Origin of the sequence: Alteromonas sp. K632G, assembly GCF_017653625.1 — a bacterium.
GTDB lineage: Bacteria > Pseudomonadota > Gammaproteobacteria > Enterobacterales > Alteromonadaceae > Alteromonas > Alteromonas naphthalenivorans.
In genome coordinates this window covers 212,527-232,373 of sequence record NZ_JAGGDM010000006.1, presented here as the reverse complement: position 1 = coordinate 232,373, position 19,847 = coordinate 212,527, and the positions used below count along the sequence as shown (strand labels likewise).

The 19,847-nt window shown below is 43.9% G+C and carries 20 protein-coding genes; 3 read left to right on the top strand and 17 right to left on the bottom strand.

Translation table 11 applies throughout. The annotated features are described in order from the left end of the window. A partial coding sequence (locus tag J5X92_RS08230; protein ID WP_208805376.1) for a hypothetical protein occupies positions 1-182 on the top strand: 182 nt, incomplete at its 5' end. 249 nt (positions 183-431) lie between these two features. On the opposite strand, the gene J5X92_RS21265 is transcribed toward J5X92_RS08230, so the two are convergent. The 15 genes from J5X92_RS21265 to rplM all read right to left on the bottom strand — a co-directional run bounded on the left by J5X92_RS21265 (position 432) and on the right by rplM (position 14,761). Further along, on the bottom strand, positions 432-824 hold the full coding sequence (locus tag J5X92_RS21265) for an AraC family transcriptional regulator (protein ID WP_232363231.1): 393 nt from the start codon (positions 822-824) through the stop codon (positions 432-434). A gap of 163 nt (positions 825-987) precedes the next feature. Further along, positions 988-1,326, bottom strand: a complete 339-nt coding sequence (locus J5X92_RS21260) for an AraC family transcriptional regulator N-terminal domain-containing protein (RefSeq protein WP_280115965.1) — start codon at positions 1,324-1,326, stop codon at positions 988-990. A gap of 79 nt (positions 1,327-1,405) precedes the next feature. Then, positions 1,406-1,942 carry a hypothetical protein gene (locus J5X92_RS08220; RefSeq protein WP_013785366.1) on the bottom strand — a complete coding sequence of 179 codons (537 nt, stop codon included), beginning with the start codon at positions 1,940-1,942 and terminating at the stop codon, positions 1,406-1,408. A gap of 140 nt (positions 1,943-2,082) precedes the next feature. Beyond that, a complete protein-coding gene (locus tag J5X92_RS08215) occupies positions 2,083-2,538 on the bottom strand; it encodes a ClpXP protease specificity-enhancing factor (protein ID WP_013785367.1) in 456 nt (151 codons plus the stop codon). Further along, complete coding sequence (sspA, locus tag J5X92_RS08210) at positions 2,535-3,167, bottom strand: stringent starvation protein SspA (RefSeq protein WP_013785368.1); 633 nt, start codon at positions 3,165-3,167, stop codon at positions 2,535-2,537. The genes J5X92_RS08215 and sspA overlap by 4 nt, the downstream gene beginning before the upstream one ends. A gap of 109 nt (positions 3,168-3,276) precedes the next feature. After that, positions 3,277-4,011: a cytochrome c1 gene (locus tag J5X92_RS08205; protein ID WP_013785369.1), complete on the bottom strand. Its 735-nt coding sequence runs from the start codon at positions 4,009-4,011 to the stop codon at positions 3,277-3,279. Beyond that, complete coding sequence (locus J5X92_RS08200) at positions 4,011-5,273, bottom strand: cytochrome bc complex cytochrome b subunit (protein ID WP_013785370.1); 1,263 nt, start codon at positions 5,271-5,273, stop codon at positions 4,011-4,013. The genes J5X92_RS08205 and J5X92_RS08200 overlap by 1 nt, the downstream gene beginning before the upstream one ends. A 1-nt stretch (position 5,274) precedes the next feature. Further along, a complete protein-coding gene (gene petA, locus J5X92_RS08195) occupies positions 5,275-5,907 on the bottom strand; it encodes a ubiquinol-cytochrome c reductase iron-sulfur subunit (RefSeq protein WP_013785371.1) in 633 nt (210 codons plus the stop codon). A gap of 350 nt (positions 5,908-6,257) precedes the next feature. Then, positions 6,258-7,781: an amidohydrolase gene (locus tag J5X92_RS08190; RefSeq protein WP_244360442.1), complete on the bottom strand. Its 1,524-nt coding sequence runs from the start codon at positions 7,779-7,781 to the stop codon at positions 6,258-6,260. Further along, positions 7,778-8,974: a M14-type cytosolic carboxypeptidase gene (locus J5X92_RS08185; RefSeq protein WP_208805366.1), complete on the bottom strand. Its 1,197-nt coding sequence runs from the start codon at positions 8,972-8,974 to the stop codon at positions 7,778-7,780. Before J5X92_RS08185 ends, J5X92_RS08190 begins: the two co-directional genes overlap by 4 nt. Positions 8,975-9,048: 74 nt before the next feature. After that, positions 9,049-12,174 (bottom strand): TonB-dependent receptor, encoded by a 3,126-nt coding sequence (locus J5X92_RS08180; RefSeq protein WP_208805364.1) that lies wholly within the window; start codon positions 12,172-12,174, stop codon positions 9,049-9,051. Between the two features lie 66 nt (positions 12,175-12,240). Next, positions 12,241-13,230: a FecR domain-containing protein gene (locus J5X92_RS08175; RefSeq protein WP_208805362.1), complete on the bottom strand. Its 990-nt coding sequence runs from the start codon at positions 13,228-13,230 to the stop codon at positions 12,241-12,243. After that, positions 13,230-13,793: an RNA polymerase sigma factor gene (locus J5X92_RS08170; protein WP_208805360.1), complete on the bottom strand. Its 564-nt coding sequence runs from the start codon at positions 13,791-13,793 to the stop codon at positions 13,230-13,232. Before J5X92_RS08170 ends, J5X92_RS08175 begins: the two co-directional genes overlap by 1 nt. A 134-nt stretch (positions 13,794-13,927) precedes the next feature. Next, positions 13,928-14,320 carry a 30S ribosomal protein S9 gene (gene rpsI, locus J5X92_RS08165; RefSeq protein WP_013785377.1) on the bottom strand — a complete coding sequence of 131 codons (393 nt, stop codon included), beginning with the start codon at positions 14,318-14,320 and terminating at the stop codon, positions 13,928-13,930. Between the two features lie 12 nt (positions 14,321-14,332). After that, the gene (gene rplM / locus J5X92_RS08160; protein ID WP_013785378.1) at positions 14,333-14,761 is read right to left on the bottom strand and encodes a 50S ribosomal protein L13; all 429 of its coding nucleotides are present in this window, start codon (positions 14,759-14,761) and stop codon (positions 14,333-14,335) included. A gap of 286 nt (positions 14,762-15,047) precedes the next feature. Between rplM and J5X92_RS08155 the strand changes: the two genes are divergently transcribed. Further along, positions 15,048-15,938 carry a transporter substrate-binding domain-containing protein gene (locus J5X92_RS08155; RefSeq protein ID WP_208805358.1) on the top strand — a complete coding sequence of 297 codons (891 nt, stop codon included), beginning with the start codon at positions 15,048-15,050 and terminating at the stop codon, positions 15,936-15,938. 94 nt (positions 15,939-16,032) lie between these two features. Beyond that, positions 16,033-16,677 (top strand): tetratricopeptide repeat protein, encoded by a 645-nt coding sequence (locus J5X92_RS08150; RefSeq protein WP_208805356.1) that lies wholly within the window; start codon positions 16,033-16,035, stop codon positions 16,675-16,677. 50 nt (positions 16,678-16,727) lie between these two features. Here J5X92_RS08150 and mazG read toward each other — a convergent pair whose 3' ends face one another. Together mazG and relA are read right to left on the bottom strand one after the other, a co-directional pair. Continuing rightward, positions 16,728-17,684: a nucleoside triphosphate pyrophosphohydrolase gene (gene mazG, locus J5X92_RS08145; protein WP_208805354.1), complete on the bottom strand. Its 957-nt coding sequence runs from the start codon at positions 17,682-17,684 to the stop codon at positions 16,728-16,730. Next, a complete protein-coding gene (relA, locus tag J5X92_RS08140; protein ID WP_208805352.1) occupies positions 17,662-19,845 on the bottom strand; it encodes a GTP diphosphokinase in 2,184 nt (727 codons plus the stop codon). The genes mazG and relA overlap by 23 nt, the downstream gene beginning before the upstream one ends. Positions 19,846-19,847 lie beyond the last annotated feature (2 nt).

Here is a 19,847-nt window from a genome sequence, read left to right as displayed (position 1 = left end):
TTTTACTTTTGGCGAAGCAAATTATAACTCTTTACCATGCTGCTCAAAAACCAATCACGAAAGATCAACACGCCTTAAGCATTTCTTCCAAAATGCTATCAGATACATTATGGCTGTTGATTTTACCTATCAGCGATATTTTCCCCCACCAATGGTTCAAATCATCAAACCTATCGTTGTAATTATTGATAAGTGGAATTGCCGCTTGTAATTTTTGTCGGTTATTTGAAAGTAACTGTTCCAATACTGCACTGCCTATTATTTTTATTTTATGACAAATAGTTTTTGTGCTTGAAGAACGAATTTTCTCTTACAAGGTTGTGGTTAGTCGTATATTTTGCGTTTGACTTTACAAGGTGTAATGCACTTTTTTACCTTCCCAGTATATTTGCGACAATGCAATACAATCGGCTTACACCTTTAGTTTAATATTACAGCAATCCTGCAGGTACCTGCCTATCGTGGCTCCATTGCTTAGGTGACTGTCCATACAACCGTTTAAACTCGCGGCTAAATTGCGATGTACTTACATATCCTACATCCATTGCAGCTTCATTTACGGTCATCCCACCTACAATTTTCATTGCAGCCGTGTTCAGGCGCATAGACTTTACGAACTGAATGGGCGACAAACTTGTGGCTTGCTTGAACTTTCGATGGAATACCGCACGGCTCATGTTCACATGAGACGCCACTTCATCTATTGTGATTGGCTTGTCTAAACGGCTTGATAAATAGTGAATGGCGCGGGCAATCTCATTATCTACACCAAACGCTCTACTTGCCGACGCTCCAGCATTGCCCTTTAAAATAGCGTAGTACACTTCCCGTAAACGACTTTCACCTAGGATCGCGGTATCCGCAGCACTCTGGGTTAACTGTAATATTCTATATAGCGCCTCGGAAAAACACTCATCCCACGAAGAAAGTACGATACTTGGAGGAAGGGCACTACTGCGAGGCTAACGTGTTACCCCCGTCGCGCGCTCATATTCCATTGTAACCTCCGTCATCATCGGGGGCTCTAGCGCAATAGACACCCCTAGCAAAGGGGTTCTCTTTAGATGCATTAGGGGTTCCTGCTTCTACAGGCATAGACATACAACAGCACATATACTGTTCGGCGACATAAACATAAGACTTTCCATCAACAATGGCTTCTTTTGTGCAACTGACTATAGCAATAACAGCAGGCTCATAGATGGCTGGGGAACACCTTACCCCTTCTGTAACTCGAAACAGTTGTCCCCCTTTAACGCCGGTCTCAAACAGGCCATCTTCCGTAAGCTTACTTTCAATTAGTTGCTTTAATTTTTGCTTAAACATAGTACCGCCCAAGCTACTTCACCGATATTAGGGGGCGAAAAAACGCCTATTATCTCGCCCTATATATCAAAATACCCGTTTAATTATTGTGACTTGGTTGTTCCAAAACAGAGTGATATTTAGTCAAGAGTTTTTCGAAAGAGTCACTCCTAATTTTCCAAGTACCCTCTTCCTTCTTAAAACTCCATTTATTGTAATCCGTTCCTGGATCTACCGTTTCACCTGACTCATTGACAGTAAGATTAAGTGCTATTCTTATTGAAGCAGCGTCGTCATTGTGCATTCTCAGCGTTCTTATCGTTTTAATAGTAACACTAAGCTTTTTACAGAACCTCTCTAGCGCACCTAGCCGCATTTCGAAAAGCCGCGTTACATCGGCATCAAAAGATAATTGCTCTTGACTAATGTACGTTGACGCTTCGTCGATATCACATCGATTATATGCACCAATATAATTTTCGATTATTGGCCTAAACTCGCGATTAAGTATTTTGTTTTCCAGCGCTAATTCGGCCTGGCGCTCTTTTTCGGCGATGCTAGATTGATACCACGCGAAAGCCGTTGCACATAGGATGAAGACAATAATTAAACCCAATAGAACCTTTAAAATTTTCATAGTAGTTATTATTCTTTTATTAGTTTATTAAACAATATCTATTAGAACGCAAAGCTAAAGGGAAGTACAAGGGAAACACTAGAACAACGGGGGGGGGAAATAAACTGACTTCCTGCTAAGGTAGCAGGAAGTCAGAATGCTTATTTAATCACTTTTAAGGTAGGTTTTCCCTTTTTAGGGGGAACGGGTGCATTTGTATTATCCGACGCGTCTACGTCTTCAATAGATGCAGGCCCAGTGGCTTGAGGTTCAGATGGCTTACTTGTTTTGGCCATCTCCTCTTCGGTAGCAAATACAGTACCGGCGCCATTTTCACGCGCATAAATCGCCATAATAGCTTCGCTAGGCATGCTTAATCTTCTTGGTTGGCCACCAAAACGAGCTTGAAAAGAAAGCCCGGTTAAGTCCAACGAAAAATTAACACACGCACTAGGCGACACGTTTAAAACGATTTGCCCGTCCTTAACAAACTCTAAAGGCACTTCCACCATGTCATTCGTTGCATCAACAACAATGTATGGTGTGAGATCGTTGTCCACTATCCATTCGTAAAAGGCCCTTAAAAGGTAGGGCTGATTAGACGTCATAGATGTCATAGTGGGTTATGGATCTCGCGCTCTTGATCGGTTAGCGATGCTTTAAATGAACTGCGAGAGAAGATACGGTTCATGTAGGCATTAATTTCTTTACTACCTGCGCCATTAAGCTCAATACCTAAAGCAGGTAAGCGCCATAATAACGGAGCAAGATAACAATCAACTAAGCTGAACTCTTCGCTCATGAAGTAAGGCAATTCACCAAACACAGGTGCTAATGCAAGTAGCGCTTCACGTAAGTCGTTACGCGCAGCTTCAACATTACCTTCACCACGGAAGATACGAGCTGCTAACGAATACCAGTCTTGTTCGATGCGGTGCATCATAAGACGGCTTTGGCCACGAGATACCGGATAAACTGGCATAAGTGGTGGATGCGGGAAACGCTCATCAAGGTATTCCATGATGATATGCGATTTATAAAGCACCAGTTCACGATCAACAAGAGTTGGAACGGTTCCGTAAGGGTTTAACTCCAACAGATCCTCTGACAGATTGCTAGGATCTGTGTAGCTTATTTCAACACCCACACCTTTTTCTGCCAACACAATACGCACCTGATGGCTGTAAATATCAATTGTGTCAGAGAACAACGTCATAATAGAACGTTTATTCGCGGCTACGGCCATTCAATTTCCTCCGTCGAGAAACTAGTTATGCCCGCTAAATCGGGCGAAATTCAAATAATAAAAAAGGGGGCGAGAAGCCCCCTTTGCCATTATACATAATTCTGTGCGATTAGTGCACTTCTCGCCAGTATTCTTTCTTCAGCAAGTAAACAAATACAAACAGTACGGCAATGAAGATAAGAACCCATTTACCAATACGGTGTGACTCTAGCTTAGCTGGCTCACCGGTATACTCTAAGAAGTTAACAATATCGGCAACAGCTTGGTCGTACTCATCTGGAGACATTGAACCTGTACCATCAGATTTAATACCTACATATTGTTCAACCATTTCACCGTCGACCATAACTTCTTCGTGCATTTCAGTTGGTGTACCTTGCAAAGGTTGAAGTACATGCGGCATACCCACTTCTGGGAATACTTTATTGTTCACACCAAATGGACGACTCTCATCTACGTAGAAAGAACGTAGATAAGTGTAAATCCAATCTTCACCACGAACACGAGCTACAAGAGTCAAGTCTGGTGGCGCAGCACCAAACCAACCTGCTGCTGCATCTTCAGGCATTGCACGCGTAATATAATCAGCAACCTTTTCGCCCGTAAACTGAAGGTTTTCAGTTCCTAGCTCATCTGGAATGCCCAAATCGGCAAACGTACGCTGATAACGCTGATACTTCATTGAGTGACAGCCTAAGCAGTAGTTCATGAACAACTGCGCACCACGTTGCAACGAGGCCTTATCAGTTAGGTCGATAGGTGCCTTATCAAGATGCACACTACCACCAGCGGCTAACGCTACACCCGGTAGAAAAAATGCTAAAAAGCACATCAATTTTTTCATTAGGCAATCCTCTCTGGTACAGGCTTAGTTTTCTCGTTACGGCTGTATAGGAACAACAACACGAAGAAACCAAAGTACATAACAGTCGCGATTTGCGACGCAACAATCTTCCAGTTTTCTTGAGGTGTAGCACCTAAGTAACCTAGGAAAACGAATACAATTGCGAACACAATAAGGTTTACGGTGTGTAAACCACAACGATAGCGCCACGATTTAACACGACCGCGATCTATCCATGGTAAAGCGAACAAGGCTGCAATAGCACCAAACATCGCAAGTACACCAATTAGCTTATCAGGTACTGCCTTAAGGATGGCGTAGAACGGCGTGAAGTACCAAACAGGGAAGATATGTTCAGGTGTTTTCAACGGGTTCGCAATTTCAAAGTTAGGATGCTCAAGGAACTTACCGCCCATTTCAGGTGCGAAGAACAAGATATAAGTGAACAAGGCTAAGAAAATACAGAACGCTACTAAGTCTTTCAGCACCATGTGCGGGAAGAATGGCAAGATGTCATCAGCGATATCATACTTGCTTGTGTAGTACTCATGGATTTGGAATTTAGTCTTTTCTGACTCAGGTAACGAGCCTTTCTTATGCTTAATCGCAATACCGTCTGGGTTGTTAGAGCCCACTTCGTGTAGCGCAATAATGTGTAAGAACACTAAAATAACAATAACCAATGGCAATGCAATAACGTGCAATGCGAAGAATCGGTTTAGGGTAGCACCCGAGATTACATAGTCACCTTGTAGCCAGATAACTAAGTCTGGACCTACAACTGGAATTGCACCAAATAGTGATACGATTACCTGTGCGCCCCAGTAAGACATTTGTCCCCATGGTAATACATAACCCATGAAGGCTTCAGCCATTAGTGCAAGGTAGATAAACATACCAAACACCCAAAGCAATTCACGAGGCTTTTGGTAAGAACCGTAAATCATGCCACGGAACATATGTAGATATACCACAATAAAGAACGCTGAAGCGCCAGTACTGTGCATATAGCGGATAATCCATCCGTAATCAATTTCACGCATGATGTATTCAACAGACGCGAACGCACCTTCAGAAGTTGGTACGAAGTTCATTGTTAACCAGATTCCAGTAATAATTTGGTTAACTAAAACGATGGTAGCCAAAAATCCAAACACGTACCAAAAGTTCATGTTCTTAGGCGCTGGGTATTGGATGGCGTGCATATTCGCCACACGCATAATTGGAATACGCGCTTCAATCCACTCTAAAAAAGCATTCATATTACACAGCCTCCGCTTCTGAGCCGAGGATGATGTTTGTGTCATCTACGAACTGGTAAGGCGGAACAACAAGGTTCAACGGCGCAGGTACGTTTTGGAATACTCGACCCGCCATATCAAACTTAGAGCCGTGACATGGGCAGAAGAAACCGTCTGGAACCCCTTCAACCACTTCTTCGAAAGCGCCATCTTTAAGGTGCTGCGGTGAGCAACCTAGATGCGTACAAATACCGACTAAGATAAGGTACTCTTCTTTCATAGAACGGAAACGGTTCTGGGCAAACGTAGGTTGTTGCTCTGCTTCAGAGTTAGGATCTTTCAGTTTATCTTCGTGAGTGCTCAATTCTTCAAGAATTTCAGGAGTACGACGAACAATCCATACAGGCTTGCTTCGCCACATCACACGCACTAGCTGTCCAGGTTCAATCCCGCTGATATCTACTTCAACGTCAGCACCGGCCGCTTTCGCTTTGGCACTTGGATTCCAGGACGCAATAAAAGGCACTGCCGCTCCAACAACACCTACACCACCAACTACCGACGTGGCAACGGTCAAAAACCGACGACGGGTGTTGTTTTCTGGCTGGTTATCATTGTGTGCAGACTCTGTTGCATCTACAGATACATTGCTCATCCACATTTCTCCAGGTTCGGATAATTATGATGTATAACCCTAACTTTTACTGGTTTTATCACGTTAGGATCGCCCATCATATGGCTTGTCATGAAGTTAACTCTAAGGCACTTTTGTGCCCAATCGAGAATTCACTAAAGTTTCGTCAAATTTCGACCGCAAATGATAAAAGAAAAGCCCTTATAAACACAAGGTTTTACTGGTATTTAAGCAATAAATTAATCTGGGGTCATAGTTAAGAATTAGTGAGTGATTGGAATAAAATCAAGAATTTGACCGAAATTCGGCCAAATCCCTTTGTTATATTAAAACATTGTTATAAACCTTCGACCCAGTAGTGCGAAGATATTCTACTTACGATAATCCAGTGCTGGTGCTCTCTGCCCTAGCATGGATTCATAGTGCAACGTACTTTTTCGTAGCTGAAACTCTTGCTTCGCTTTACTAATATTTTCAGGTTCAGAGAAAAGGGATATGGCGGTTTGCGTGATGACCTCACTGGCCAAGTACATACCTTTGTAACCAATGTCAGTACCACTCATTGCTGACGCCTGCCAAGTGTGAGGAGGAGTGCCTTTTACCCAGGTGGCACTAGATAGCCCCACGGTAGGTACTTGCCAACTCACATCACCTACATCAGTTGATGCCGACCAAACAGTAATCTTTTGATCGAAGGGCTCTGGTGTGCTGTGAGCATTTTGACTAAAGGTCTGCTCGCGGGTGCTACTTATTTCGCTAGCAAACTGCTGCTCACTTTTGGTCAAGATAATCGGCGGTGAGGCGTCAATATGCTTGTGCATCAATTTTGATAAGGTCACATTAGGTAAAACATTCCACACCCCACCTGTGACTTCCCAATCAACACGGGTTTCAGTGCCAAGTGCTGCACCCTTCGCCGCTTTTTCCAATCTATCCCATAATGATAACACGACAGCAGGATGTGCTGAGCGCACGTAATAATACACTTCAGCGAAATCCGGCACTACGTTCGGCGCCGTTCCGCCATTGGTGATCACATAATGAATTCGCGTGCCATCCGGCACATGCTCACGCATTAAATTTACCATCATGTTCATGGCTTCTACGCCATCTAATGCCGAGCGCCCTTTATCTGGCGCTGCGGCAGCATGCGCAGCTACACCGTAAAAACGAAACTTACCGCTCTTATTGGCCAGCGAAGATGAGGGTGAAGAAGATGTACTATCTGATGGGTGCCAGTGAAGTGCAACATCTACATCTTCAAATACGCCAGCTTTCACCAAATAAACTTTTCCTGAGCCCCCTTCTTCAGCAGGTGCGCCAAAAACTTTCAGAGAACCTTGATTTGGATGGGTATCGAGATAATCCGCTAAGCTAAGCGCAGCGCCTATTACCCCTCCGGCAAATAGGTTATGCCCGCAGGCATGGCCAGGGTGAACATACCCGTTGGTGATAATTGGCTGTTTGTCAGACGTGTTTAATACTCCCATGCTGGGTAGAGCATCCATTTCGGCAAGTAAGCCGATAACAGGCTTGTGCTCGCCATCTTCCGTCTGGTCTGCTGGGCTGTATTGCGCAATGAATGCAGTGGGCATGCCCGCAACGCCAGCAGTAACATCAAAGCCACGTTCAATCAGCGTTTGTTGCATTAATGCGCTGCTATTATGTTCTAAAAAAACCAGTTCAGGCTTTTCCCACATGGTTTTTGCAATATGCTTCATCGTGCTTTGATGAGCAAACGTAATCGCGGCTTTAGAGTCTATAGCCGAAGCATCGGTTTGCTCAACACTTTGAGCCTTCACAGCGCCAACAACACTAATGAAGGATATGAGTATAGCGAAAGCGAGTTTATGCCAAAATGCTAAGAGTTTAGTTGTGCATAAATACATCATCATTGCTCACAACTTGCTGCTTCGTCTGTACACGCTTTAATATAAAAGGCCTCAGCAGGGGTGGCAATTAACGTATCGATAAGCGTATTGGCAGCATGTTTAGCAACGTAGCGAGTTTTTTCATTGGGTTCATTATCACCGACTTCATAAGTAACGCCATGCACGTGATAAACATCAGCAAAAAACTGTTTAAATACGCCCTTCCCTGGCGAGGTGCCAGGTTTATCTACCACTTTAAACACGCCTTTGGTTTGCGTTTGCAACTCGGCTAACCAGTCTACAACCATGTCGCTAGGGGCAATACTTTCATCTACCGGAATGGTATAAAAAACATTGTTGTGGGTAGAGTGAAAGTCCATACCCATTACAATTTTCCCGCCAGCATCCGTGATTTTATCTAAATACGTTTTCACTGCTCTGGTCTCTGGTTGAGAGAATACATTCCAATCGCGGTTTAGATCTTTATGCCCAAGGCTATGTCGCCAATGTCCATTAGCTACACCATCAGGGTTTATGTTTGGCACTACCAACACATTAAATCGCGACAAAAACGCACTGGTTTCAGACGTAGTGGTTAAGAATTGATTTAGAAAAGAGAACATAGCGACTGCGCCTGTTACTTCCGGTGGGTGTTGGCGACCTACGAAAATAACCCACTCTGTGTTTTCTGACTTTTCTAGAGCAAATGCAGACAGCGTGCGGCCTTCGGTAGATTTACCAATCGTAAACGGCTTAATGCTAAAGTCTTGCTCTGCTTGTTTTAGCCAGTTTATGTAAACTGAATTTGGAATAGGACGCTGAGCTGCCACATAGAGTGGTCGTTTTGACACAGGTAAAGATATTGTCATTCCCTGCTCTGTGGTATCAAACGCAGTTATCTCCCAGCTTTTTTGATCGTAACTCACTTTAGGTAAATACCTTGGCGTATAACCGTCAAAGGTCAGCACTACGTCTACTTTTTTTGCTTGTTTTGACGATGAATCACCTACTGCGGTAACACTAAAGTAATACCAAGGACTAGGGTTTATGGGCTTATCTTCTGGTAAGAAGCTCAATACATAGGTGCCATTTTCGTCGACTTCACAGGAATCTAACTTACCGGCTTCAAAATCTGCAGAAAAAGTAACGCCTTCGAATTCACACGCCAATGTAACAGGGGAAGCAAATGCCAGTGCAATGAAAAGTAATCGAAACATGATATCTCCATGAAATAAGCGCCCCCTAATGGTAGGCGCTTTTTTATGATGTAAAAGTAGGTTAAGTGTTTAACTTAGAATTTATGATTAAGTGTTACGTAGGTATAACGGCCAATCGATGAATGAAGGCTACTGCTGAAACCAAAGGTTTCATCGGCAAACGGCGGTTCTTCGTTAGTCAGGTTACGCATGCCTACGGTCACTTTCGTTTTTCCGCTAAATAAGGCGTCTTCACTTAAGCGGTAACTTACGTACGCATCTAACGTTGACCAATCATCGATGACGTAAGTCACTAAATCACCTGAATCGTCGGTATAATTTAAGCTAGTGTCTTCAACATCACTAACGTAACGATATTTAAGACCGGCACGCCATGCATCGCGAGAATAGGTTAGCGATAAATTAGCCCGCCATTCTGGGCGTTCGTTTTGACGAATAAGGTCGCCATCGCTACCAAATATGGCAACTTGCTCCCCTTCATACAATAACGCTTCGTTTCCAGCTTCTTGCGCTGCAACCACTAGGTCTGTGATATCGTCAGACCCTTGATCGAACTTTCGTAAATTGGCGGCACTGAGTTTAATGGAAAAATCACCTACTTCAGTTTCAAAACGGTAATCAGCACTGTAATCGATACCAGAAATGTCTCTTGGTAGTAAGTTAGTGTAGTCGTTTCGAATATATATAATTTCGTCATTTTCATCACGAACCACATTTTCATTCGCGCTACCCTGGCTACGCAATAATGTGTCATACAAAATTTGCGTTTGGCTATTTAAAATACCCACCGTGTTCTCTTGCTTGATTTGCCACCAATCGACTGTAAGGGTTAACGCCTTGGTAGGCGTAAGTACTACACCAAACGAGTAGTTTTCACTTTCTTCGGGGCTTAAGGTATCGCTACCATTTCGAAGTTCTAGCGTACCGCGATTCGTTTGTGTCAACGGATCGGTTCTCGTATTTGAACGGGCAACATTTACTGCTGTGGTTTGTGGCAGCCCTGGCGCTTTGAAGCCCCCTGAATAAGCACCACGAATTAGCGCGTTTTCATTTACCGTCCATGCAAGGGCAAATTTAGGTTTAAATATGCTGCCTACGTCAGAGAAATCTTCGTATCGGCCAGCCACCTGCAAATTCAAACTTTCAATAAAGGGTTTATCTGCCAGCAATGGAATAGCAAATTCCGCGTACGCAGATACCACATTGCGACTTCCGCTGGCATCAGGCGTAGGGCTACTTCCTAATACTTGGCTAGCAATTTCAGACGAAGTGCCACCCACTAAGTCACTGAAAAACAACGTGCCGTTCAAATCATCGGTACGTTTGTCGAAAAAGCTTTCATAGCGATATTCAATACCTGCGGCAAAACCTACATCACCGGCGGGTAAACTAAATAAATCTGGTCGAGATACTTTGGCATCAATTGAAGCAAGTTCTGTTTCTGACTCCCGCTCAACGTCCACCATAAAGCTATCGATAACACTTTGTGATACCGGCGTATCGTCAACCGTATTTGGGTTAGTTACACTGGCGCCGCTAAAAATATTGTAAGCCGTGCTTTCATCGGTACTATTAACCGCTTGTTGGAACAAGGTGGTGTTAATTCGATTTGCGGTATCGATAGTATTGGCTTTTGAATACAACACGGCTGAATCGAAGTCCCAATCGCCTATATAACCACGGGAGCCTGCTAATAAACGATAACTGTAGTCATCGACTTCGATATTTCGTGGGCCTGTATCAATGGGACGATAGCGACGAACTGTTACGTCCTCACCAAAAGGGTTGTAAAATGCATCAGCAGACACCGTAAAACGCTGTGCTGTTAGATTGCCCGATTGTTCACGAATACGTTTTGCCGTTGCCGAGTAGTAAAGGGCTTCACCGTATATCTCAACGTCGTCGTTGATTTGATGATTCACCAAGGTGTACAGGTTGAGCCTATCGACTTCAGAGCTTAAGCTACGCTGTGAGTTCGAATCGAAGCGCATATCTCGAGGTGTTGATCCAGAAGACGCACACACATCGCCACTAACGTCTGCAACACAATCGTTGTATGACGCTGGCTCAAGGTGAAACGTGCCTAAACTGTCTGAGGAGAATTCGCCCCATGGCGTTACCGTTGAGCGATTATCTAGCTGTGTATCGCCAACAAAATCAGCAGGCACTTCGCTGAAGTTGCGTAAGTCAGAACTGGCGGCATAGTCCCGCTCACTCGCCATTACCATGTCACGATGATAGTACCCACCACTAAAAGTAACGTGTGTTTTATCATTATTAAATAACCAGCCACCAGCGCCTGATAAATTGATTTGGTCGCGACCTGTACCTTGGCTACTGCCATATTGAGCTTGAAGCTCACCGCCGGTATATTTATCGTCTAATACATAATTCACTACACCTGATATGGCATCAGTACCGTAAATAGCCGCAGCGCCATCGCGTAACACTTCAACGCGTTTTAGCCCTTTAACTGGCAGCGTATTTGAATTCACAGTAGTAACAGGCACCAAGTTTTCGGCCTGCGTACCTGGGTGTAGCACTAATCGGCGACCGTTCAACAGTGTAAGTGTGTAGCCTGTACCTATACCTCGTAGATTTACTGAAGAGACATCGCCACGTGCATCGTTTACGCCACCAACTACACGCTCGCTATTAAAATTTACGGCACCTTGTTGTGGTAACTCCGCTAAAATTTCCGCGCCACTGCTTAAGCCTAAACCATCAATATCTTCAGATGACATCATGGTGACGGGCAATGCGCCAGTATCTTGCATTCCACGGATGTTTGAGCCAGTAACTTGAATACGCTCTACACTTGCTTCTTGTTTTTGAACGTCAGTAGGAGCAGAGGTAGCAGGGCGCGTACCTGATTGGCTCTCCTCTTTATTTTCAATTGGAGTAACAATGTAAGTGCTTTTAGATGTCTGCTTGTAGGTAAAGCCAGTGTCTTTAAGCAAGGTAGAAAGTGCATCCTGCACATCCATACTGCCTTCTAGCTTAGGGCTTAGTTTTTTCTTTATTCTAGCGTCTGAAAACAGAATTTGAATTTCACTGTGCTGTGCCAGTGAGAGCAATGCGTTGTCAAGTGTGGTGGCTTGAATTGAAATGTTTTCTATTTGCTGTGCTTTGATACTTGCACTTAGTGATAGTGCGACACACAGAGCTAACGTACTTGTTGTGGTTTTTGGCAACTTCATGGCTGCTCCTATAGTATTTTGTTGTGTTCCCATAAGCTAATACGCAGCCAAAAACAAAACCCTCCGCTATTTTTTCACTAATTTAACCTTTTCATTCTCTTTTTTTATTTCTACAGGCAAGGTCGCTTCAAGTGCCGTTAAAATAGCATCACCATCTGAAAGTTTAAAAACGCCACTAATACGTAAATCAGCAATCTCTTGGCTAATCACTATTTTTTTGCTTCTATAGCGGTTAAAACTGGTAATCACTTTCTCTAGCCGTTCTTCATCAAAACGTAAGTAACCGGTACGCCAACTTTGCGCTTTTACTACACTGTCCACACTTTGTTTTGCGATAAGTGCACTGGTATCATTGAACGATGCGACTGCGCCGGCTTCCAATAACACTTGAGTATCATCTTTCGCTGGTTTGTCGGTGTTCGGCTCTGCCTTTTCTTCTATGGCAACGGTACCTTCTTCTACTGCGATATCAAACCCAGCCTGTGACAGCTTAATATTAAACTTCGTTCCTACGACTCTCACCGTCTTGTTTGCGGTATGAATTAGGAATGGACGAGAGCGATCTTTAGCAATATCAAAAAATGCCTCACCTTGTTCTAGCCAGAGCTCTCTGTGCGCTTCACTAAACTTTATATTAATGCGGGTATCTGTATTTAACGTAATGGTAGAGCCATCTGATAATCCAACATTGCTCACCTCGCCAATGGCAGTAGAGTAATTATTGGCAAGCTCACTGTTATCAATACTTTGGTCAGGCGCATTGTGATGCGTGATGAGTAAAAAGCAGAACGATGCAACAACAATAGATGCCGCTAGATAGCGCATTCGATAGAAGCGTTTTTCCAGCTTTTGCCGCCAGCCTATATGAGGCGCAATGTGTGCAGAGCTCTCCCATACTAAAAGCGCATCGTCAAAAGCTGCTTGATGGGCGGCTTTGGCATCGCACCATGCAAGGATCTCACTTTCTTCTTTAGCTGTCAGTTCACCAGAGTAAAGACGCACAACGTAATCACTTGCACGTTTATTAATTGAATGCTGGTTCAAAGCGGTAGCCATTAATCTTGCACCTTATTTCGAATAGCCATCAGTGCGGCTGAAATATATTTTTCTACTGTACTCACAGAAACGCCTAATATGTCGCTGATTTCCCGGTAAGCCTTACCTTCAACGCGGCAAAGCACAAATGCAGATTTGTGATGAGGGTTAATATTTTCAAGCACGTTTTCAATTTCAATTAGCTTCTCAGCAATCCCTGCACACTTTTCCGGCTCATTGTTCCACGTAGAATATAGAGTATCAGAAAATGGTTCGTGAGCATCATGATCGCGCACTTTTGCCCGCCGCTCCCTATCTATAATTAAATTAGTCACAACGGTAAACAAAAAGCTTCGAAACGTATCTTGTCGCGCTTCAACCTTCTGTGCCAATTCATCAAGTGAAAAGAGTTTGGTATACATTTCTTGAAGAATATCTTCCACTTCGGGCGCATTAGCACGCGCTCGAACACGAATAAATCGACGAAGTGCCGGCTCATGCTCAGAAATAAGATGGTAGAGCGTAGCGTTGTCGCTTTGAGACTGCGCTATAGCTGATTGAGTATTTAAATAAACAACTTTCACACTAATTCTTCGTTCATTTCTGGCCTACCTACTAATACGCAGTGAAGCATAAACACCTCCACTTTTTTTGATTTTATTTAAGCCAGAAAATAAAAAACCCGGCGAAAGCCGGGTTTTTTGCATAAAACGTAAAATTAACGTTTTGAGAACTGTGGACGCTTACGCGCTTTGTGTAGACCCACTTTCTTACGTTCAACTTGACGAGCGTCACGAGTAACGAAGCCAGCTTTACGTAGAGCAGGACGTAACGTCTCATCGTACTCCATAAGAGCGCGAGTGATGCCGTGACGAATTGCGCCAGCTTGACCGTTAGAACCACCACCTTTAACAGTGACGTATAGGTCAAACTTTTCCAACATTTCAACAAGTTCTAGAGGTTGACGAACAACCATGCACTCAGTCTCGCGACCAAAGTACTCGTCTAGAGCACGTTTGTTTACTTGAATGTTACCTGAGCCTGGACGCAGGAACACACGAGCGGTAGAACTTTTGCGGCGGCCGGTGCCGTAGTATTGAGTATCTGCCATTTCGATTGCCCCTTAGATGTCCAAAACTTGTGGTTGCTGTGCTGCGTGCTTATGTTCTGCACCAGCGTAAACTTTCATTTTACGGAACATTGCACGGCCTAGAGGACCTTTTGGCAGCATTCCTTTCACTGCTTTCTCAATAACCATTTCTGGTTTGAAAGCTAGCAGCTTTTCAAAGTTAGTTTCTTTCAGACCACCTGGATAGCCACTGTGTGCATAATAGATTTTGTTCAATGCTTTACGGCCAGTAACCGTAATTTTATCAGCATTGATAACTACAATGTAATCACCAGTGTCCACATGAGGAGTGTACTCTGGCTTATGCTTACCACGAAGGCGCAATGCGATTTCTGAAGCCAAACGGCCTAGAGTTTTGTCTGTGGCGTCAACCACGTACCAGTCACGTTGTACCGTTTCTGGCTTTGCAACAAAAGTTTTCATTTAAATATCACCCGAATAATATCGTCGTTACTGATTTCTGAACACCAGAAATCACCATAAAATCAACACAAAGACCCCTTCGAGCCGGTCGATTCTTCCACCTTCCCAAAGGTGGGCGTAACTGGGCAGGGCGCGAATTATACAGGTTTTGACGAAAATGCGAACCCCTAATTTGCAATTATGGGTTCTTTTTCTGCACAAATTTTCTACAGAAACCGTGACAAGCCTAATTAATTCCGTTAATTTCAAGTAGAAGATTTTTCTGAAGAGAATGAATAGGGAAATAATGCGTTTATCGGCCTTGGTTTTAGTTGTGCTTCAATTTGTGGCAAGTACTCATGTTAAAGCCGAATTTAATGATGTCACGCTCACACAGGCATTCGCCGATGACAACTATGGTTTGTATCAGCAAAAAGTCCTTGAGGCTGTTTTTTCGGCAACGCCCGAATATGGTGAAATACAGATTTCGCTACATCCTCAACCAATGTCACAAAGTCGACAAGTAGTAACTCTGTTAAAAGGTGATGCCCATGTAATGTGGAGTGTGACCAATGCTGAGCGTGAGAAATTACTCACCCCAATTAAATTCCCCCTCTTAAAAGGATTGGCTGGGTACCGAGTATTAGTGATTGCAAAAGATGCCCAACACAACTTTCCACATGCAATAAGTACCGATGAGCTTAAAACCCGCACCTTAGTGCAGGGGAACGACTGGCCCGACTTACACGTACTCAAATCAAACGGGTTTAATGCGGAAGGCGAAGAATGGAGTTTATGGTTTACGTCAATGTACACCATGGTGGAAAAAGGTATTGTGGATGGTTTTCCTCGAAATGTTATTGAGGTAAACGGTGACTTAATACGTCATGCCGACAAACCCGTTACTATCGATAAAAATCATCTTCTTATTTACCCCAATTACGAATACTTCTTCGTGCCCCCTGATAACAGTGCTCTAGCAAAAAGAATTCGTGTTGGCCTGTCACGACTGATTGAAAACGGCACTCTTGAAGCCCTGTTTAATCAATTTGAATCTCATAAACTCGCCCTGACATTGGCGGACGATCCTCATCGCGCTAGGCATTTTTTGCAAAACCATTCTTTACCATATGTGCTTGATTACGCACGCTGGGATTTAGAAAAAGAAAAGGCCATGAAGGCGCTTTTAGGTGAATAATTACCTCGTGGGCCCATTTTTCTTGTTTTATACCCCGAGTTACTGGTAAAACACCCGACTAAAATTCTATTTATTATCAATTAGGAACCCCACAATGCGCAGTAAACGTGGACTAATCTCGGTTTGTATCTCTCTTATGGTTTATGCCAATCTTACCTTCGCTGACAATAGCAGCACAATGCTTAATATCCAGCAGCAGTGGGCGTCAATCAATTATGAAGCTAATAACAGCGAAAAAGAAAAAGCCTTTATAGCGCTTATTGTTGATGCTGAAGCCTTTGTTGCATCATCGAATAACAGTGCCGAAGCGCTGACATGGTTAGCCATTACTCAATCTAGTGCCGCAAAAGCAAAAGGTGGTTTAGGTGCGTTAGACTTTGCCAAAGCGGCAAGAGCAAATCTAGAAAAAGCCATAGAGGCAGATGAGCAAGTATTAGAAGGTACTGCATTAACCGTATTAGCGGCGCTGTATCACAATGTACCTGGCTGGCCGGTTGCGTTTGGCAGTGACAAAAAAGCAGCGCGCTTGTTTGAAAAGGCGCTAGCGCTTTACCCAAACAGTATGGATACGCACTACTTTTACGCAGAATACTTGTTTGATGATGGCGAGTATGAAGAGGCAGCTCGGCATTTGACATTAGCCAAAAGCGCGCCTGAAAAACAAAACCGCCCTATTGCGGACAAAGGCCGAAGAGCAGAAATAGAAATATTAGAAGCCAAGGTAACGAATAAGCTTTAAAAGCAGCGAGCAAGCTTTCATGGCTAAGCTTTAGTAAAACCGGTAAAGCGTTATGAATTAGCAGTGGTGATTTTTGCTTGCTGCCATAGCGCTTCCATCTCATCAAGCGTCATATTAGCTAAGGGTGAGCCCTTACTCTCGGGCTCGCCGTCTATTATAGACAAGTCTTCCGAGGCTATTTTATTAGCTGATTCTGCTTTGAAGGCTAAAGACTCTACTACTTTAAAGCGTTTGGCGAATTTATTACTGGCATTGCGAAGCGCTGTATCTGCATCGACTTTACAATGTCTTGCCAAATTAACCATAGCAAACAATGCATCGCCAATTTCTTCTTCTAAGGCTTGCTGATTAAGGGTTTCGGCGTCAAGCTCTTGTTGAATTTCTTCAACTTCTTCTCGCACTTTATCTAAAACAGGTGCAACGTCTGGCCAATCAAAACCCACCTTCGCACAGGCTTTTTGTAATTTTTGGGCATACATTAATGCCGGCATTCCCACTGGCACATCATCAAGTAGACTCGGGAAAGCCAGTTCATTATCTTTACTCGGCGATGTGGAAGTCGGCTTTTGCGTTAAAGCCCGTCGCTTTGAATTCTCATGCTTTAACGCTTTTTCTTGGGCTTTTATACTGTCCCACTGTGCAGTTAAGCCTTCTTCGCTGCTTGGCTGCGCTGAAGCATTGCCGAATACATGTGGATGACGGCGGGTCATTTTGTCGCTAATGCTTTTCGCAACATCGTTTAAGGTAAAATGGTCTTCTTCCTCTGCAATACGGGAATAGAACACCACCTGAAACAACAAGTCGCCCAGTTCGTCACGAATATCTGAAGGCTCCCCTTTCGCGATAGCATCAGCCACTTCGTACGCTTCTTCAATGGTATAGCGGGTTAGGCTTTCCATGGTTTGCTTAACATCCCACGGGCAGCCAGACTCCGGATCACGAAGCTTCGCCATTATTTCTTGAAGTCGTTTTATCTCAGGCAACTCAGAATTGTTTGCGTTTTGCATCCGTTATGCCTTTTAACTGACGTAATCGTGCAAGTACTTTTGATAAGGTATCTAAGTCTTGTACTTCAATAGAAATGGTAATTAGCGCCGTTTGCCTGTGTTTATCACTTAAACTATTCACACCCAGCAATGGCACGTTTTCATTTGCCAGCACGGTTGTGATATCGCGCAGTAAACCAGTTCTATCGTGGCAGAAAATATCGACAGAGGTTTCAAATCCTACTTTAAGTTCTTGAGACCAGTTCACCTCAATTTGCCGTTCTGGGTGCTGCTCAAGCAAATGCTGCAATTGATCGCAGCTTTCTTTATGCACGCTTACTCCACGCCCTTGCGTGATATACCCCATGATGGGCTCACCCGGAACGGGTTTACAGCAATTGGCCAACTGGCTCATCAAGTGGCCAACCCCTTGTACAACAACTGCGTCTTTCTTGCCTGCACCTTTAGCCGTTCGCTTTGTTTTTACTTTAGGGCTAATTTCAGGCTTTTCTGGCTCAGGCTCTTGTAAGAAATGAATAAAGTTGATGACTTGCATCACCCTCACATCGCCCGTACCTATAGCTGCATACAAATCGTCAACGCAATGTCCATTGAACTTCTCGTATACTTCACTGGTGATCTTCAAAGGCAAATGGGCGCGATGCAATTCACGCTCTAGCAGTTCTTTACCCGCAGCTAAGTTTTTATCCCTGTCTTGTTTTTTGAAATAGGAATGGATAGTAGCGCAAGCGCGAGATGAGTGAACATAGCCCAAGCCTGGGTGCATCCAATCTCGACTGGGGTTAAGCTCTTTACCAGTAAGCACTTCTACTTGGTCACCGCTATGCAGCTGATAAGTAAAAGGCACAATGCGTCCATTGGCTTTCGCCCCAATACAGCGATGCCCAACGTTGCTGTGAATATAGTAGGCAAAGTCGAGGGGGGTAGCACCTTGAGGCAAGTCGATAACATCGCCTTTAGGCGTAAACACATATACGCGGTCATCAAATACCTGGCTGCGCAACTCTTCCACCATATCACCAGATTCGGCCACTTCTTCTTGCCAGGCTAATATGCGGCGAAGCCAGTTTATGCGTTCATCGTAGCCCGACTGTTTACCCGTACTGCCTTCTTTATATTTCCAATGCGCGGCAACACCTAGCTCGGCGTCTTGATGCATTTTGTGAGTACGAATTTGAATTTCTACCGGTTTACCTTCTGGGCCCACAATAACAGTGTGAATAGACTGATAGCCATTAGCTTTAGGCGTGGCGATATAATCGTCGAATTCATTGGGCAAATGCTTGTAGCTGGCGTGCACGGTGCCAAGCGCGGCATAACAATCTTGTAACCGCTCAGCGATTACCCGCACAGCACGTATATCGAAAAGTTGTTCGAAGGTAAGGCGCTTTTTCTGCATTTTTTTCCAAATGCTGAAAATATGTTTTGGCCTACCGTATACATCGGCGCGAATATTTTCGCTATTCATTAATGATTGAAGATCATCAACGATGCCATCAATATAATCGGCTCGTTCTCGACGTTTACCGTCAAGTTGCTTAGCAATTTGTTTGTAGGTGATAGGATGCAAATAGCGAAAAGCTAAATCTTCCAGCTCCCATTTTAACTGACCTATTCCTAAACGGTTAGCCAACGGGGCATAAATGCTAGCACATTCACGGGCAACCATAACCCGCGTTTCTTCATCCGCTTTTTTCGCTTGTTGAAGGGCGCAAATACGTTCTGCCATTTTAATCACAACGGCTCGAACATCTTCAACCATAGCAAGCAACATACGACGAATACTATCTATATGTTGTTCATCAGATTTTTCGTTGAACGGCGAGCCATTATTTTTTCTAGCGTGTAAGGTTTTAATGGCGTCCATACGCCTAACCCCCACCACTAAGTCACGAATTTCAATATCGAATTCTTGCTCAATATCAGCTTCGGTTAAACAGTGTTGTTCGCAGTAAGGAAAGACCAATGCCGCCTGCAAGGTGACGTCATCCATATTCAACTGACAGAGTATTTCGACCATTTCTTGGCCAACGAGAAGGCGCTCTGGCATAGAAGACACACTGCGTAGTTTGTCTTTCGTTTCTTCACTTAAATCGAGACTGTCTAGCCACACCTCAAAAGGAGGCCTATCGGCTGCATGCACTTTTCTTGTTGTCACCATAA

Bases quoted from the DNA above. Each gene is read 5' to 3' on its own strand.
- J5X92_RS08180 (WP_208805364.1), bottom strand. From the start codon at position 12,174: ATGAAGTTGCCAAAAACCACAACAAGTACGTTAGCTCTGTGTGTCGCA.
- J5X92_RS08200 (WP_013785370.1), bottom strand. From the start codon at position 5,273: ATGAATGCTTTTTTAGAGTGGATTGAAGCGCGTATTCCAATTATGCGT.
- J5X92_RS08155 (WP_208805358.1), top strand. From the start codon at position 15,048: ATGCGTTTATCGGCCTTGGTTTTAGTTGTGCTTCAATTTGTGGCAAGT.
- rplM (WP_013785378.1), bottom strand. From the start codon at position 14,761: ATGAAAACTTTTGTTGCAAAGCCAGAAACGGTACAACGTGACTGGTAC.
- J5X92_RS08190 (WP_244360442.1), bottom strand. From the start codon at position 7,781: ATGATGATGTATTTATGCACAACTAAACTCTTAGCATTTTGGCATAAA.
- petA (WP_013785371.1), bottom strand. From the start codon at position 5,907: ATGAGCAATGTATCTGTAGATGCAACAGAGTCTGCACACAATGATAAC.
- mazG (WP_208805354.1), bottom strand. From the start codon at position 17,684: ATGCAAAACGCAAACAATTCTGAGTTGCCTGAGATAAAACGACTTCAA.
- J5X92_RS08150 (WP_208805356.1), top strand. From the start codon at position 16,033: ATGCGCAGTAAACGTGGACTAATCTCGGTTTGTATCTCTCTTATGGTT.
- J5X92_RS08215 (WP_013785367.1), bottom strand. From the start codon at position 2,538: ATGACATCTATGACGTCTAATCAGCCCTACCTTTTAAGGGCCTTTTAC.
- J5X92_RS08205 (WP_013785369.1), bottom strand. From the start codon at position 4,011: ATGAAAAAATTGATGTGCTTTTTAGCATTTTTTCTACCGGGTGTAGCG.
- rpsI (WP_013785377.1), bottom strand. From the start codon at position 14,320: ATGGCAGATACTCAATACTACGGCACCGGCCGCCGCAAAAGTTCTACC.
- relA (WP_208805352.1), bottom strand. From the start codon at position 19,845: ATGGTGACAACAAGAAAAGTGCATGCAGCCGATAGGCCTCCTTTTGAG.
- sspA (WP_013785368.1), bottom strand. From the start codon at position 3,167: ATGGCCGTAGCCGCGAATAAACGTTCTATTATGACGTTGTTCTCTGAC.
- J5X92_RS08175 (WP_208805362.1), bottom strand. From the start codon at position 13,230: ATGGCTACCGCTTTGAACCAGCATTCAATTAATAAACGTGCAAGTGAT.
- J5X92_RS08185 (WP_208805366.1), bottom strand. From the start codon at position 8,974: ATGTTTCGATTACTTTTCATTGCACTGGCATTTGCTTCCCCTGTTACA.
- J5X92_RS08220 (WP_013785366.1), bottom strand. From the start codon at position 1,942: ATGAAAATTTTAAAGGTTCTATTGGGTTTAATTATTGTCTTCATCCTA.
- J5X92_RS21260 (WP_280115965.1), bottom strand. From the start codon at position 1,326: ATGTTTAAGCAAAAATTAAAGCAACTAATTGAAAGTAAGCTTACGGAA.